Raw genomic sequence first — 14,507 nt, 5'->3', positions numbered from 1 at the left:
CGGCCGAGTCACAAGGCCGTCGTGGGCGATCCAACCACAGGTCGGCGCCCCTGCCCACTGTTCCGGGGTGGTGTCGGGACAACTCGACGAGACCGTACCCACACCGGTGGCGGCATCGAATCCGCCGGTCAGCCCAACGCCCGCCTGCTACGCCCCGCCCGCCGCGACGACGCCGCGCCGCAGGGCCTTCACCGCGTCCGAGGCGGCCGCCCCGACCGGGTCGGCCCGCCCGAGGACGTCACGGATCTGGTCCAGCAGGTCGATGACCTGCCGTGACCAGCGGACGAAGTCCCCGGCGGAGAGCTCCTGCCCGTTCGCCTCGGCGGCGGTGAGGACCTTCTCCAGCGATTCGCCGCGTGCCCACCGGTAGATGGGCCAGGCGAAGCCCGCGTCCGGTTCACGGGTGCGGTCCAGCTTGTGCCGCCGCTCGTCCTCGGTGAGCTCCATCCACAGCCGCGTGGTCGCCTGCCAGGCGTCGACCACCTTGCCCGCGGGCAGCCGCGGCTCCCCCGCGATGTCGCGGCGCGCCTCGAAGACCAGCGTCGAGACGACGGCCGCGAGTTCGGCGGGCGCCAGCCCCTTCCAGACGTCGTGCCGGATGCATTCGGCGGCGAGCAGGTCGGATTCGCTGTAGAGGCGGGTGAGCCGTTTGCCGTGTTCGGTCACGCGGTCCTCGCCGTCGCCCTTGGATTCGGGGCCGAGGTAGCCGCGTTCGCCGAGCAGCCGCAGGATGCGGTCGAAGGCGCGCGCGAGCGAGTGCGTCGTCGCGGCGACCTTGCGTTCCAGTTGCTCGGTCTCCGCCGAGAGACGCTGATACCGCTCGACCCAGCGCAGGTTCGCCTCGCGTTCGGCCAGGCCGTGGCAAGGATGTGCCCGCAGCGCGCGCCGCAACGCGGCCAGCTCACCGTCCTCATTGGCCCCGGCGCGGCGCTTTTGCCTGCCGGGCAAAGAGATTCCCGCGTTGCGGAGACTCGAAGCGATGTCACGACGGGTCTTCGGGGAACGCAGCTCGATATGCTTCGGCAGCTTGATGTTCCCCAGCGCCTCGACGGGCGACGGGAAGTCGGAGACCGAGAGCGGGCCGGACCAGCGGTCCTCGGTGACCACGACGGGACGCGGTTCGCGGATCGGGTCGAGCCCCGGGTCGACGACGACCGCGAGCCCCGCGCGCCTGCCCGCGGGCACGGCGATGACGTCTCCCTTGCGGAGTTTCTCCAGCGACTCGGCCGTCCCCGCCCGCCGCGCGGAGGTGTTCTGCCGCGAGAGCGCCTTCTCCCGCGCCGAGATCTTGGCGCGCAGCTCGACGTATTCGAGCATGTCGTCGAAGTCCCCGGTGATGGCGGCGGTGTAGCCGCGCAGGGCCTCCTTGTTCCGCTCGATCCGCCGCGCCAGTCCGACCACCGACCGGTCGGCCTGGAACTGGGCGAACGACTGCTCCAGCAGGTCACGGGCCGCCTCGGCGCCAACCTGCGCGACCAGGTTCACCGCCATGTTGTAGCCGGGCCGGAACGACGACCGCAGCGGGTACGTCCGGGTCGAGGCGAGACCGCCGACCTGTTTCGGGTCGATGCCCGGCTGCCAGGCGACGACGGCATGGCCCTCGACGTCGATCCCGCGCCGCCCGGCCCGCCCGGTGAGCTGTGTGTACTCCCCCGGTGTCAGGTCGACGTGCGCTTCGCCGTTGTACTTCACCAGCCGTTCGAGGACCACGGTGCGCGCGGGCATGTTGATGCCGAGCGCGAGCGTCTCGGTGGCGAACACGACCTTGACCAGGCCCTGGACGAACAGTTCCTCGACGGTCTCCTTGAACGCCGGAAGCAGCCCGGCGTGGTGCCCGGCGATACCGCGTTCGAGCGCCTCACGCCATTCCCAGAACCCCAGGACGCCAAGGTCGCCTTCGGGCAGGTCCTTGGTGCGCTCGGCGACGATGCGACGGACCTTCTCGACCTCTTCGGGGCCGTTCAGCCGCAGGCCGGACCGGACACACTGGCCGACAGCGGCGTCACAGCCCGCGCGAGAGAAGATGAACACGATCGCGGGGAGCAGGCCCGCGTTGTCCAGGCGCTCGACCGTGTCGGTGCGGGACGGCGGCCGGTACCTCGGCATTCGCGAAGGCGCCCCTCGCCGTCCCCTCGGCCCGCGCAACCCGGCCGGGGCGAACCGTCCGCCGATCTCCTCGGTGCGGCGAAGCAGGCTGGGGTTGATCCGCAGCTCGGTGCCGGGCGCGTGCTCCTCCTGCCCGGCGAACAGGTCCAGTAGCCGGTTGCCGACCAGCATGTGCTGCCACAGCGGCACCGGACGGTGCTCGTCGACCACGACGGTGGTGTCACCGCGGACCTCGACGAGCCATTCGCCGAACTCCTCGGCGTTGCTCACCGTGGCCGACAGACCGACGACCCGGACGTGCTCGGGCAGATGGAGGATGACCTCTTCCCAGACCGCGCCGCGGAACCGGTCGGCGAGGTAGTGCACCTCGTCCATCACCACGTAGGCGAGCTCGCCGATGGTCGACGACCCGGCGTAGAGCATGTTGCGCAGTACCTCGGTGGTCATCACCACGACCTGCGCGTTGCCGTTGATCGAGGTGTCGCCGGTGAGCAGGCCGACGGCGTCGGCGCCGTACCGGCCGACGAGGTCGGCGTACTTCTGGTTCGACAACGCCTTGATCGGCGTCGTGTAGAAGCATTTGCGCCCCTCGGCGAGGGCGAGGTGCACCGCGAACTCGCCGACCACGGTCTTCCCGGCGCCGGTCGGTGCGCAGACGAGCACGCCATGCCCGCCTTCGAGCGCCTCGCACCCGCGGACCTGGAAATCGTCGAACTCGAACGCCGACTCCGCGGCGAACCGGGTCAGCTGGGGGTATTGAGCGCGGCGCTGGGAGGCTGCGTACGCCTCGGCCGGGGTCTGAGAAGGGCTGTTGACCACTTCGTCAGGGTTCCATACCCCACCGACAGTTCGCACTCGGTGTGACGATCACGGGAACGGCGGCCGGGTCTACACCGCGACGGCGCTACGCCGGGCTCAGCCGAGGACGGTGAGCGCGCCGGGAACACAGGTGATGTCGATCGGCAGCCCGCCCAGCGGCTCGCCGTCGGCGTAGACCGGCAGATCACTGCCGGCGAGGTGGATCTCGCTGGCCTTCAGGGTCCGGACCGCCGGATGCGCGAGGTGCTCGCCCTTGCGGACGCCGGGCAGCATGCGGAGCAGGTCGCGCCTGGTGGCCTTCCCGACGACCGTGACGTCGAAGAGGCCGTCTTCGGGGTCCGCTCCCGGGCAGATCGGCATGCCGCCGCCGTAGAACCGGGTGTTGCCGACGGCGATCATGGTGGCGTCGACTTCGATCGTCTCGACGTCGGTGCGGAGCACGACCGGCCAGGTGCGGAAGGCCGCCAGTTCGGCCAGGATGGCGAGGTCGTAGCGGCGTGGACCCCGAGGCCAGGTCAGCCGGTTGGCGCGTTCGGTGACCAGCGCGTCGAACCCGGAGCAGAGAACGGTGGCGAACCATTCGCCACCGGTCCGGCCGAGGTCGATCCGCCGCCGCTTGCCCTCCGCGATCCACCGGGCAACGAGATCGACGGCCACGTGCGGATTCTCCGGAAGGCCGAGTGCCCTGGCGAAGTCGTTGCCGGTGCCCGCGGGGACGACGCCGAGCGCGACACCGGATTCGGCGCAGAACTGGACGCCTTCGTGCGCCGCGCCGTCACCGCCGAGGATGACGAGGACGTCCAGTCCGGCCGCACGCGAGTCGGTCATCAGCGCGCGGGATTCCTCGACGGTGTTGGCGACGAGGACGTCGAGCCGGTCGACGGCGGGCCGTAGCCGCGCCGCGACCGACTCCATCAGCCGTCCCGCCGCCCCGTTGCCGGAAGCGGGATGGACGGCCAGTGCCGCGTGCATCCCGGCGATCAGGTGACGTCGTCGGTGCTGGTGCGCTTGCCGTTGGTGGCGGCGGACGGCTCCTCGTCGATCGTGCTCGGCGTGTAGTCGAACGGCGCGGCCTCGTCGTCGGCGAGCTGGTCCCAGCCCTCGGTGCCGCGTTCCTTGTCGAGCTTGCGGTCGTGGAAGCGCGCGATCTGGATGGAGAGTTCCAGCAGCAGCACCAGGGCGGCGGCAAGGGCGAGCATCGAGAACGGGTCCGAACCGGGCGTCGCGAACGCGGCGAAGACGAACACGACCATGATCAGGCCGCGGCGCCACTTCTTCAGCATCTGGTACTTCAGGACGCCGACGCGGTTCAGCATCACCACGAGCAGGGGCAATTCGAAGCTGACGCCGAAGATCAGCAGCAGCGACAGGATGAACGAGATGTACTTGTCACCGGTCAACGCGGTGATGAACTGGTCGCCACCGAAGTTCATCAGCAGCTCGAGAGCGTGCGGGATGAGCAGGTACGCCAGCACCGCACCGGAGGCGAAGAGAATCGACGCGAAGGAGACGAAGGTGAGCGCGTACTTGCGCTCCTTCGAATAGAGGCCGGGCGCGATGAACGCCCAGACCTGGTAGAGCCACAGCGGCGACAGCAGCACCGCACCCGCGGCGACACCCACCTTCAGCTGGATCATGAAGGCTTCGAACGGCACCGTCTGGAGCAGCTGACAAGGGCCGTCCGGCTTGGCTCCGAGCCTGCGCTCCCACGGAATGGCGCAGTACGGGCCGGTCATGATCTCGCCCAGCGACGGGATCGGGCCCACCTTGGTCTGGAACCAGATGAAACCGATGATCCCGCCCGCCAGGATGGCGAGCAGCGCGAAGCCCAGACGGCGCCGGAACTCGTAGATGTGCTCGATGAGCGTCATCGTGCCGTCGGGGTTGCTCCGACGGCTGCGCTTGCGCCGCTTCGTGCCGCGGCGCTCCTCACCGGAGGCGGAATCCGCCACTGGACAGTCCGTTCTCGTCAGGGTCCACCATGAGCGCGCCGTGGCTTCGGCGCGCTCATCCGCGAACAGGCTCCGCTGGGCTGGCTGGAAACTGCTTGCCGAAAGACCGCTCAGCTGGCGTTCTTCTGCGCCTGCTCGGCCGGAGCGGGCGTGGCGGCCTGCTGCTTCTTGAGCTCGTCGAGCTGACGCTGGAGGTCGGCGACCTGCTTGTCCTGCGCGGTCGCGGCAGGCGCGGGCGTGGTGGCCTGCGGCAGCTGCTTGGTCTCGACCTCTTCGGTCTCGGCGGCCTTGTCCTTGTCTCCGGCCATGTCCTTGGTCTCGGCCTTGAAGATCTTCATGGACTTGCCGATGGACCGCGCGGCGTCCGGAAGCCTCTTGGCGCCGAACAGCAGGACAACGACGAGCACCAGGATGATGATGTGCCACGGCTGCAGCGCGTTCATCGTGTGCGGCCTCCTTCTTGAGTCTCTGGGTGAGATGTTACCGGTCTTCGAGCCCACGTCGTTGCGCGATCGCCACGCGGAGCGCGGCCGATCGGGCGCGGAGCAGCCCTGTCCGTTTTCGGGTGTTCGTAGCCACCATGCTCATCGTATGGGTGAGCACGCGCAAGACTCCGCGTAACTTGATTAGCAAAACAAAGAGAGCGATCAGCCCGACGACTACGAGCGCGATGCTCGGCAGGTACGACACGGCGTCACCCTACTGCTCGTAGGTTGACGCAAGGTGACGTGCCCGCGCCAGCGCGTCGGCCGCCCGTCGACGAACCGCCTCCGCCAGCGCGGCGGGGCTCTCCACCTGCGCGTCTCCGCCCAGCCCGAGGATCAACCGGACCATCCAGGACTCGTCGGCGTAGCGCATCCGGATCCGGAGCCGACCGCCGTCGAGCTCGTCGAGTTCCTCGCACGGGTAGTACTCCGCTACCCAGCGTGCGTCGGGATCGAGCGTGAGAACGGCTTCCTGCTGATCGGGACGCGGGCGGAAGACACCGTCGGAAATGTCGGTCGGCCGGGCGTGCGCGGGCGGGACGGCGGGTTCGTCGAGCACGGTGAGCTCGTCGATGCGGTCAAGCCGGAACAACCGGACGTCTTCGGCACGGCGGCACCACGCTTCGAGGTAGCCGACGGCCTGCACGATCAGCAGCCGCATCGGGTCGACGGTGCGTTCGGTGATCTCGTCCTTGGACGCGGTGTAGTACCGGATCCGCAGCGCGCGCTTCGCGGTGAGGGCGGCACGGACGGCTTCGCGGGTGCGGGCGGTCTTCTTGCCTTCGCGGACTCCCCCGCTGACCACGATTCCCGACGGCTGGGCCTGGCCCGCGGCCGCTTCGATCTTCGCGATGGCGCGGCGGACGGCGTCGGCGTCGAGTACGCCGGGCGTCTCGGCCAGCGCCCGCAGCGCGACCAGCATGGCCGTCGCCTCGCCACCGGTGAGCCGCAACGGGCGGTTCATCCCGGCGTCGTGGGTGACGACGATCGTGTCGCCTTCGAAGGAGAGGTCGATCAGGTCACCGGGTCCGTAGCCGGGCAGCCCGCACATCCACAGCAGTTCGAGGTCCTTGCGCAGCTGTTTGGGCGAGACGTCGAAATCGGCGGCGGCGTCGGTGATCTTGATACCGGGCCGGGCGAGCAGGTACGGCACGAGCGCCAGCAGGCGCGGCATCCGTCCGGTGGCGCTCATCGGGCACCACCGGCGTGCGCGATGGCTTCCAGGCGGCTGAGGACCGACTTCGCGAGGACTTCGGGTTCGAGGACCAGGACGTCCGGGCCGTGCGCGGTGAGCCAGTCGGCGGCGGATTCCGGGTAATACAGGTCGATCTCCACGAGGTCGCCTTCTTCTCCTCCCGCGTCACTGCGGCCGACGACCCGGCCACGGCGGCGGACCCCGGCGGCGCGGCCGTCGGCGACCCAGACACTGGCGGTGGTCGGCGCGGACGGGTCCTCGCCGCTGCTGGACGACACCATCCGCAGCAGGTTGACCCCTTCCGGGCGTTCGACGACGCCGGGCCTCCCGACCGTCTCGACCTTCCCGGTGACGCGCGAAAGGCGGAAGCAGCGGGGCGCGCCGCGATCCCTGTCGTGCCCGACGACGTACCAGCGGGCACGCCACGACACGACACCCCAGGGTTCGAGGGTGCGGATCTTGCGTTCGGCGGAGCCACTGCGCCGGTACTCGAAGCGGACCACCTGCCCCGCCTGGACCGCGGCGAGCAGCGGGCCGAACGCCGGTTCGGCCCGCACGCGGGGCTCGACGACGGTCGGGGCGTTGTCGTCCACTTCGACCCCGGCGGCGCGCAGCTTCACCAACGCGCCCTGCGCCTCACCGGTCAGTTCCGGGGAATCCCACAACCGCACGGCGAGCCCGACGGCGGTCGCTTCGTCGGGCGCGAGGTCGATTTCGCCGAGCTCGTAGTCGCGGCGCGCGATGCGGTAGCCGTCGATGGCGTCGAAGGCGGAGTTGCGTCCGGTCTCCAGCGGGATGCCGAGTTCGCGCAGTTCGGTCTTGTCACGCTCGAACATCCGGAAGTAGGCCTCGTCGCTGGCCGCGTCGGCATACCCGGGCACGATGCCCCGGATCCGCTCGGCGGTGAGGTACTGCCGGGTGGACAGGAGGGCCAGAACCAGGTTGACCAGACGTTCGGCGCGTGCGGTGGACACCCGGCTACCCTAGCCCGCGCCGTCCGACCCGATGGTGAGAGCCGCCGATCGCGCGTCGTAACGATCCCTCGCGGACTCGACCTCGTCGAACCGCGTCTCGGCCCAGTCCTTGATCCCGGCCAGCAGCTCACGGAGGCTCCGGCCGAGCTCGGTCAGTTCGTAGTCGACCCGGACCGGTACACAGGCGGTGACGGTGCGGGTCAGCAGACCGTCCCGTTCCAGGGTGCGCAGTGTCTGCGTGAGCATTTTCTGGCTGACGCCCGCGATCCGGCGGGAGAGGTCGCTGTAGCGCTGGGGCCCGTCGCCGAGGGCGACCAGGACCAGACTGACCCATTTTCCCGAGACCTCGTCGAGCAGTTTCCGGGCCGGACAGGCGGCGAGGTAGGCGTCGTAGGCCCGTTTCTCCTCGTTCCGCCGTTCCTGCGCCGTGCGCGTGACCACGGTTCGCCGTACCTCCGCGTGAGTTGGGCACCTCGAAGTGCGTACTTCCCGATGGAGAGTAACTCCCCATACGTTCGCTCCGAACGAGCCCTTGGAGGAGAACGATGCGCGCAGTGGTGGTCCCCCGGTTCGGTGGCCCGGAGGCCCTGGAGTTCACCGAGGTCCCGGTGCCCGAACCGGGAACCGGTCAGGTACGGGTGAAGGTGGCCGCGGCCGGGGTCAACCCGGTCGACGCCGCGACCCGGTCGGGTTTCCTGACCGAAGCGGGGATCATCCCGCCCCGGGAAGTGATCGGGATCGGCTGGGACGTGGCCGGGACGGTCGACGCGACGGGCGACGGCGTCACCGGGTTCGCCGTGGGCGACGCCGTGATCGGCCTGCGGGACCGGCCGGCGACCGCGCTCGGCACCTACGCCGAGTACGTCGTGCTCGACGTGGACGCCATCGCCGCCGCCCCGGCGACGGTGTCCACTGTGGAGGCCGCGACCCTCCCCCTGAACGGCCTGACCGCACTCCAGGCGGTCGATCTGGTCGATCTCCCGACGGGAGCGACGGTCCTGGTGACGGGAGCGGCGGGCGCGGTCGGCGGGTACGCGGTCGCCTTGGCCAAGGCACGCGGTTTCCGGGTGGTGGCCGTCGCCGGTTCCGCCGACGAGGCACTGGTCCGGGGCTTCGGCGCGGAGGTTTTCGTGCCCCGGGGCGACTTCCTGGCCGACCGAGTGCGCGCCGAAGTCCCTGGCGGCGCCGATGCCGCCCTCGACACGGCTTTGCTCGGTCTCGAAGCCCTGGACGCCGTGAAGGGCGGTGGACGGTTCGTGGTGTTCGCGGCCGGTGCGGCGCCAATTCCCTTGCGCGGCATCAAGGTCGAGCACGTCTGGATCCGCGCCGACGGCGCCGCACTCGGTGAGCTGGCCGCACTGGTCGACGACGGCGTGCTCGCTCTGCGGGTCGCGGAGACCTTGCCGCTGGCCGACGCGGTGAAAGCCCACGAACGACTGGCGGCAGGCGGGCTCCGCGGGCGATTGGTGCTGACCGGCGAGGAGAGCTGAAGGACGCTTTCCCCGCATCTCACGCGGTGAAGGGCGCTTTCCCCGCATGTGATGCGGGGAAAGCGCCCTTCGGCCAGGCGGACAGGAGCGTCAGCGCGCGGCCGCGGTCTGGGGAAGCAGCGCCTCGGCCAGCCGCCGCCAGTGCGGCATGGCCGATTCACCGGGTTCGACACCGATGACCTGGACCCCGACGTGGTCGGCACCGGCGTCGAGGTGAGCGTGCAGTTTCGAGACGACGGTGTCGAGGTCACCCCAGAACACGAGGTCGTCGACGAGCCGGTCGCTGCCGCGGCCTCCGTCGATGTCGGCTTCGGTGTAGCCGAGGCGGAGGTACTTGGCGACGTTGTACTTCGACGTCAGATACACGTGCAGGTGCTCGCGAGCGATCTCCCGCGCCCTCGCCGGATCCGTTTCGAACAGCACGGCGTGCTCGACGCCGAGGAAGGCCTTGTCCCCCAGCACTTCCCTCGCCTGGGCGGTATGCGCCACGGGCACGTGATAGGTGTGTGCCCCCTCGGAACGGTCCCGGGCCAGTTCGAGCATCTTCGGCCCGTACGCGGCCAGCAGCCGTCGGATCGGCGCGGCGGGCAGCGGGTTGGCGCTGGTGACCGTGTCGAGTTCGTCGAGGTAGCCGTTCATCGCCTCCAGCGGCTTGACCCCGGCCTGCGCACCACCGAAGCCGAGCCCCAGTACGTGCCGGCCCGGATAGGCGTCGGCCAGCAAGAGCGCCGCGCCATGGGCCCAGCGCGCCCCACGCGAGCCGATCCGCGCGATCCCGTTGACCACGGAGATCCGTTCGGTGGACGCCAGCAGGAATCCGGCGTGGGTCAGCGCCTCGCGGCCGTCCCGCTCCGGGATCCAGATCGCGGGCCAGCCGAGTTCTTCCAGTTCCCGCACCGAATCCCGCAGCACGGCGGCAGGCTGCTCTTCGAAGTCGAACGTCCAGATCCCGAAACGCCCCAGTTCCATCTGTCTCTCCTCAGCTCGAGTCCTACATATCGAAGTATCGCAGATTCTCGATATGTTATTCCCGGCGAGGTTCAGATGGTGCGTCCCAGCAGGTCGACGAGCTGCGCGATCCGCTGTTCGTCACGCCGGTAGTGCGTCCACTTCCCCACCCGGGTGGATCGGACGAGCCCGGCACGCTGCAGCAAGGCCATGTACGCCGACACGGTGGACTGCGCGAGCCCCAGCTTCTCCTGGAGATGACTCACGCAGACCCCGACCTCGTTCTGATCGGCTATCGCCCGCTCCGGCGGGAAGTGCCGGTCCGGTTCGCGCAACCAGCCGAGCACCTGGAGCCGGACCGGGTTGGCGAGCGCCTTGAACACCTCGACCAGGTGCTCGGCGGCGTCCGGGTCGGGATCTGCGTGTGCGGTCATGATCCTCCGAGCTTAGGCCGTGTCCCCTTCAGACGAGGATGACCCGGCGTCCGCGCGTGTGCCCCGCCTGGCTGTCGATCTGCGCCTGCGCGGCCTCGGCGAGCGAGTACGACTTCTCGACCGGGATGCGCAGTCTTCCTCGCGCGATGAGATCGGCGGCCTCGGCGAGCGCGTCCGGCACGCTCCCGGCCACGCCGGAGAACCGGACGCCGAGGTCCGGCGCACCGAGATCGGCGATGGAGACGACCTTCCGCGGGTCCCCGGTCAACTCGACGAGTTCACGGATCACTCCTGAGCCCGCCAGATCGAGGGCCGCGTCGACCCGGCCCAGCTCGCGCACCCGCTCGACCCAGCCCTCGCCATACGTCGTGGCGAGGGCGCCAAGGCCGCGCAGGTAGTCCTGGTTCGCCGCGCCCGCGGTCCCGATCACCTTGACGCCGCGGTCGCGGGCGATCTGCAGCACCGCCGATCCAACGCCGCCGGACGCGCCGCTGACCAGCAACGTCTGCCCCGGCTCGACCCCGACCTCACGGACGAGACGGAGCGCGGTTTCCACCACGGAGGGGTACCCGGCAGCCTCTTCGAACGTCAGCCCCTCGGGCATCCGGGCCCAAGCCGTCAGCACGGCGAACTCGGCATAAGTACTCGAACCTTCGCCGAACACGGGGTCCCCGATCTCCACCCCTTCGACGCCCTCCCCGATCTCGTCCACCACGCCGGCGGCGTCCAGTCCGACCCCGGACGGCAACTTGATCGGATGAGCGCCCAGGACCTGCCCCTCGCGCAGTCTCCAATCGACGGGGTTCACCCCCGCCGCCCGCACCGCGACACGTACCTGGCCGGGGCCCGCGTGCGGCTCCTCCGTATCCAGGAGCTGCAAGACATCGGGACCACCGAACTCGGCGAAACTCACTCTCTTCATACGATCGACCGTAGCACTAACGGTTAGGGTTTTGAAACAGCTACTGTTTTGTATCTGATAGTGTTCGGTCATGACAGAGCCGCTGGGGCGCCGTGAGCGCAAAAAGGCCGCGACGCGTCAGAAGATCGCTGAAACCGCGTTACGCCTCTTCCTGGAACGCGGGTACGACGAAGTCGGCATTCGCGACGTGGCCACGGAGGCCGACGTGGCCGTCACGACGCTCTTCTCCCACTTCGCCTCGAAAGAGGCACTCGTGTTCGAGCTGGACGCGGACTTCGAGCACGGCCTCACCAAGGCGGTCACCGACCGCGCTCCGGGCGAGCCGCTCATCGCCGCGCTGCGCCGCGAGATCCTGACCCAGGTGCGCCACTGCGCCTCGGCCGACGCCGCCCCGGTCTGGCGCATGATCGACGGGTCATCCGCGCTGCGCGAGTACGAAGAGTTGATGAGGCTCCGCCACGCGAAGTCGCTGGCGGCGGCCATCGCCGCCGACATCGGCGCGCCGCGGCCCACGACGGCCTGCCGCACGATCGCGCGGTTCGTGGTCGACGCTCATTCGCTGGCCCGCGAGGCGGGCGATCCGGACGCCGCGGTGGACGAGATCTTCCGGATGATCGAGGCGGCCTGGGCCTCCACTGACCGCGTTTAGAGGACTAAAAGCGGAGGGCTGCGGCCCTGCCCTTCGCGCCGCTCGCCCAGCACGCACCGCGAGCGCAATCGACAGAGTCGAGCGAGCCCGTGTCGAAGGACTTCCAGTGCCGTCCGCCGTCCGGGCTCAGATCGCTGCCGCCGGGCCCGACGGCGATGACCGTGTTCCCCAGCCAGGCCAGCCCCGAGCGGTAACCGACGGGAGCCTCTGACGGCGTCCGCCAGGTGCGTCCCTTGTCCGCGCTCAACGCCACAGCGGGTCCGGGCGCGTTAGGTGCCGCGTAGTCACCGCCGATGGCGACACCGTGCCGCGGATCCCGGAACGTCACGGAGAAGACCCCGGCGGAGGCGCCACTGGGCAACGGCGTGTCGGCCGCTTCCCAGGTCTTCCCGCCGTCGCCCGAATGCAGGACCCGGGCACGGGCACCGCCGCCGGTGGCGATCCACGCGTCGCGCGGGCCCGACGTGGTGAGGCACTGGCCACTGGCGGCGAAGCCGAACTCGCCCTCCAGCGCGGGGACCATGCCTTCGGCGGGCACCTGCTGCCAGGTGCGGCCGCCGTCCGAAGTGGACTGCAGGCGGAACTTCCCGTCGACCGGATCGCTCATCGCGAGGCCACGGCGGTGGTCGAAGAACGCGAGGCAGTCGTAGAAGGCGGCCGGTTCGGCGTTCTGGAAGGACAGTCGCCAGCTCTTGCCGCCGTTGTCGGTGCGGTAAATCCGCGACGCGTCCCCAGGACCGATGGACAGCGCGACGGCGTGATCGGCGTCGAAGGCCTCGATGTCGCGGAAGTCGAGCGCCGCGGTGCCGGGCGGGGCGACGGACTGCCAGGTGCGGCCGCGGTCGGTGGTGCGCAGGACGGTGCCCTTGCTGCCGCTGACCCACGCCGTACGGGAATCCACCGCCGAGAGACCGCGCAGCTGGGCGTCCGTGCCGGTCGGGGTCTCCGTCCAGACGGGATCGGGACAGTCCGGCGCGGCCTGCGCGACACCGGTGAACGCCAACGGGACGATGGCTCCCAGCAGGACCAGCAACGCACGGCGCATCGGCGCACCTCTCCCTCGAAGATCCGTGAGGGCCACCTTAAGGGACTCTGATTCCCTCGAGGTGGCCCTCACGGACCAATCAGAGTGAGCTGATCAGCCGCTCTACCCGCTCGTCGACCGAGCGGAACGGGTCCTTGCACAGCACGGTCCGCTGCGCCTGGTCGTTCAGCTTGAGGTGCACCCAGTCCACGGTGAAGTCCCGCCCGGCGGCCTGCGCGGCGGCGATGAAGTCACCGCGCAGCTTCGCCCGCGTGGTCTGCGGCGGGGTGTCCTTGGCCAATTCGATCTCGCCATCGTCGGTGACCCGGCGGACCAGCCCCTTGCGCTGCAGCAGGTCGAAGATGCCGCGGCCGCGCCGGATGTCGTGATAGGCCAGGTCGAGCTGCGCGATCCGCGGGCTCGACAGGTCGAGGTCGTGCTTGTTGCGGTAGCGCTCGACCAGCCGGTGCTTGATCGCCCAGTCGATCTCGGTGTCGATCTTGCTGAAGTCCTGCTGCTCGACGGCCTCCAGTGCCCGGCCCCACAGCTCGACGACCCGCTCGGACTGCGGCGAGGAACCGGTCTCCTTGACATGCTGGACGGCGCGGGCGTGGTACTCACGCTGGATGTCCAGCGCGGACGCCTCCCGGCCGCCGGCGAGCCGCACCTGGCGACGGCCGGTGAGATCGTGGCTGATCTCGCGGATCGCCCTTATCGGGTTGTCCAGGGTGAAGTCGCGGAACTGGACACCCGCCTCGATCATCTCCAGCACCAGGTTCGCCGACCCGACCTTCAGCATCGTGGTCGGTTCGGCCATGTTCGAGTCGCCGACGATCACGTGCAGGCGCCGGTAGCGCTCGGCGTCGGCGTGCGGTTCGTCGCGGGTGTTGATGATCGGCCGGGAACGCGTGGTCGCGCTGGACACGCCTTCCCAGATGTGTTCCGCTCGCTGGGACAGGCAGTACACCGCGCCGCGCGGAGTCTGCAGCACCTTGCCCGCGCCGCAGATCAGCTGCCGGGTCACCAGGAACGGCAGCAGCACGTCCGCGATCCGGGAGAACTCCCCGGCACGGGTCACCAGGTAGTTCTCGTGACAGCCGTAGGAGTTGCCCGCCGAGTCGGTGTTGTTCTTGAACAGGAAGATGTCGCCGCCGATGCCCTCGTCCGCCAGCCGCCGCTCGGCGTCGACCAGGAGGTCCTCGAGGATCCGCTCCCCGGCCTTGTCGTGCGTGACGAGCTGCACGAGGTCGTCACATTCGGCCGTGGCGTATTCCGGGTGGGAACCCACGTCGAGATAGAGCCGGGAGCCGTTCGACAGGAAGACGTTCGACGAACGTCCCCAGGACACGACACGCCGAAACAGGTAACGCGCCACTTCATCCGGGGAGAGCCTGCGTTGCCCGTGAAAGGTGCACGTGACCCCGAATTCGGTCTCGATGCCAAAGATCCGCCGCTGCATCCCACCAGAGTAGGCGGTGAGGCCCCGCTGACGGTGCGCCGTTCGGGCGT

The 14,507-nt window shown here is 69.7% G+C and carries 15 protein-coding genes; 2 read left to right on the top strand and 13 right to left on the bottom strand.

Annotated features, from left to right (window positions below; genetic code table 11):
• Positions 1-147: 147 nt before the first annotated feature.
• The 8 genes from ACZ5ZX_RS11270 to ACZ5ZX_RS11235 all read right to left on the bottom strand — a co-directional run bounded on the left by ACZ5ZX_RS11270 (position 148) and on the right by ACZ5ZX_RS11235 (position 7,972).
• Positions 148-2,925 carry a DEAD/DEAH box helicase gene (locus tag ACZ5ZX_RS11270; RefSeq protein ID WP_465501866.1) on the bottom strand — a complete coding sequence of 926 codons (2,778 nt, stop codon included), beginning with the start codon at positions 2,923-2,925 and terminating at the stop codon, positions 148-150.
• Between the two features lie 96 nt (positions 2,926-3,021).
• Positions 3,022-3,897 carry a diacylglycerol/lipid kinase family protein gene (locus tag ACZ5ZX_RS11265; protein WP_465501865.1) on the bottom strand — a complete coding sequence of 292 codons (876 nt, stop codon included), beginning with the start codon at positions 3,895-3,897 and terminating at the stop codon, positions 3,022-3,024.
• An 8-nt stretch (positions 3,898-3,905) separates the two neighbouring features.
• On the bottom strand, positions 3,906-4,877 hold the full coding sequence (tatC, locus tag ACZ5ZX_RS11260; RefSeq protein ID WP_465501864.1) for a twin-arginine translocase subunit TatC: 972 nt from the start codon (positions 4,875-4,877) through the stop codon (positions 3,906-3,908).
• Positions 4,878-4,987: 110 nt separating this feature from the next.
• A complete protein-coding gene (tatA, locus tag ACZ5ZX_RS11255; RefSeq protein ID WP_007035409.1) occupies positions 4,988-5,320 on the bottom strand; it encodes a Sec-independent protein translocase subunit TatA in 333 nt (110 codons plus the stop codon).
• Between the two features lie 37 nt (positions 5,321-5,357).
• Positions 5,358-5,567 carry a bacteriophage holin gene (locus tag ACZ5ZX_RS11250; RefSeq protein WP_037319634.1) on the bottom strand — a complete coding sequence of 70 codons (210 nt, stop codon included), beginning with the start codon at positions 5,565-5,567 and terminating at the stop codon, positions 5,358-5,360.
• Between the two features lie 9 nt (positions 5,568-5,576).
• Complete coding sequence (locus ACZ5ZX_RS11245; RefSeq protein WP_465501863.1) at positions 5,577-6,554, bottom strand: helix-turn-helix transcriptional regulator; 978 nt, start codon at positions 6,552-6,554, stop codon at positions 5,577-5,579.
• Positions 6,551-7,531, bottom strand: a complete 981-nt coding sequence (locus ACZ5ZX_RS11240; RefSeq protein ID WP_465501862.1) for a helix-turn-helix transcriptional regulator — start codon at positions 7,529-7,531, stop codon at positions 6,551-6,553. The genes ACZ5ZX_RS11245 and ACZ5ZX_RS11240 overlap by 4 nt, the downstream gene beginning before the upstream one ends.
• Positions 7,532-7,540: 9 nt before the next feature.
• Positions 7,541-7,972, bottom strand: coding sequence for a winged helix-turn-helix transcriptional regulator (locus ACZ5ZX_RS11235; RefSeq protein ID WP_061986535.1), 432 nt, complete (start codon positions 7,970-7,972; stop codon positions 7,541-7,543).
• Positions 7,973-8,076: 104 nt separating this feature from the next.
• Here ACZ5ZX_RS11235 and ACZ5ZX_RS11230 point away from each other — a divergent pair, with 104 nt between their 5' ends.
• Positions 8,077-9,021 carry an NADP-dependent oxidoreductase gene (locus ACZ5ZX_RS11230; RefSeq protein WP_465501861.1) on the top strand — a complete coding sequence of 315 codons (945 nt, stop codon included), beginning with the start codon at positions 8,077-8,079 and terminating at the stop codon, positions 9,019-9,021.
• Positions 9,022-9,111: 90 nt separating this feature from the next.
• Here the strand turns inward: ACZ5ZX_RS11230 and ACZ5ZX_RS11225 are convergent, their stop codons facing one another.
• The 3 genes from ACZ5ZX_RS11225 to ACZ5ZX_RS11215 all read right to left on the bottom strand — a co-directional run bounded on the left by ACZ5ZX_RS11225 (position 9,112) and on the right by ACZ5ZX_RS11215 (position 11,325).
• Positions 9,112-9,990 carry a TIGR03620 family F420-dependent LLM class oxidoreductase gene (locus ACZ5ZX_RS11225; protein WP_465501860.1) on the bottom strand — a complete coding sequence of 293 codons (879 nt, stop codon included), beginning with the start codon at positions 9,988-9,990 and terminating at the stop codon, positions 9,112-9,114.
• Positions 9,991-10,061: 71 nt separating this feature from the next.
• On the bottom strand, positions 10,062-10,403 hold the full coding sequence (locus ACZ5ZX_RS11220) for an ArsR/SmtB family transcription factor (protein ID WP_465501859.1): 342 nt from the start codon (positions 10,401-10,403) through the stop codon (positions 10,062-10,064).
• A gap of 28 nt (positions 10,404-10,431) precedes the next feature.
• Positions 10,432-11,325 (bottom strand): NADP-dependent oxidoreductase, encoded by an 894-nt coding sequence (locus ACZ5ZX_RS11215; RefSeq protein WP_465501858.1) that lies wholly within the window; start codon positions 11,323-11,325, stop codon positions 10,432-10,434.
• Positions 11,326-11,395: 70 nt separating this feature from the next.
• On the opposite strand from ACZ5ZX_RS11215, the gene ACZ5ZX_RS11210 reads away from it, so the two are divergent.
• Positions 11,396-11,974 carry a TetR/AcrR family transcriptional regulator gene (locus tag ACZ5ZX_RS11210; protein ID WP_465501857.1) on the top strand — a complete coding sequence of 193 codons (579 nt, stop codon included), beginning with the start codon at positions 11,396-11,398 and terminating at the stop codon, positions 11,972-11,974.
• A 4-nt stretch (positions 11,975-11,978) separates the two neighbouring features.
• Here the strand turns inward: ACZ5ZX_RS11210 and ACZ5ZX_RS11205 are convergent, their stop codons facing one another.
• Complete coding sequence (locus ACZ5ZX_RS11205) at positions 11,979-13,019, bottom strand: WD40/YVTN/BNR-like repeat-containing protein (protein ID WP_465501856.1); 1,041 nt, start codon at positions 13,017-13,019, stop codon at positions 11,979-11,981.
• Between the two features lie 79 nt (positions 13,020-13,098).
• Positions 13,099-14,457: a Pup--protein ligase gene (gene pafA / locus ACZ5ZX_RS11200; RefSeq protein WP_007035399.1), complete on the bottom strand. Its 1,359-nt coding sequence runs from the start codon at positions 14,455-14,457 to the stop codon at positions 13,099-13,101.
• Positions 14,458-14,507: the final 50 nt, after the last annotated feature.

This window comes from Amycolatopsis sp. NPDC033938, assembly GCF_055575975.1.
This window is presented reverse-complemented; position numbering and strand designations above follow the sequence as displayed.

Coding starts and splice junctions, on each gene's coding strand:
- ACZ5ZX_RS11265 (WP_465501865.1), bottom strand. CDS start 3,897: ATGCACGCGGCACTGGCCGTCCATCCCGCTTCCGGCAACGGGGCGGCG.
- tatA (WP_007035409.1), bottom strand. CDS start 5,320: ATGAACGCGCTGCAGCCGTGGCACATCATCATCCTGGTGCTCGTCGTT.
- ACZ5ZX_RS11245 (WP_465501863.1), bottom strand. CDS start 6,554: ATGAGCGCCACCGGACGGATGCCGCGCCTGCTGGCGCTCGTGCCGTAC.
- ACZ5ZX_RS11230 (WP_465501861.1), top strand. CDS start 8,077: ATGCGCGCAGTGGTGGTCCCCCGGTTCGGTGGCCCGGAGGCCCTGGAG.
- ACZ5ZX_RS11225 (WP_465501860.1), bottom strand. CDS start 9,990: ATGGAACTGGGGCGTTTCGGGATCTGGACGTTCGACTTCGAAGAGCAG.
- ACZ5ZX_RS11220 (WP_465501859.1), bottom strand. CDS start 10,403: ATGACCGCACACGCAGATCCCGACCCGGACGCCGCCGAGCACCTGGTC.
- ACZ5ZX_RS11215 (WP_465501858.1), bottom strand. CDS start 11,325: ATGAAGAGAGTGAGTTTCGCCGAGTTCGGTGGTCCCGATGTCTTGCAG.
- ACZ5ZX_RS11210 (WP_465501857.1), top strand. CDS start 11,396: ATGACAGAGCCGCTGGGGCGCCGTGAGCGCAAAAAGGCCGCGACGCGT.
- ACZ5ZX_RS11205 (WP_465501856.1), bottom strand. CDS start 13,019: ATGCGCCGTGCGTTGCTGGTCCTGCTGGGAGCCATCGTCCCGTTGGCG.
- pafA (WP_007035399.1), bottom strand. CDS start 14,457: ATGCAGCGGCGGATCTTTGGCATCGAGACCGAATTCGGGGTCACGTGC.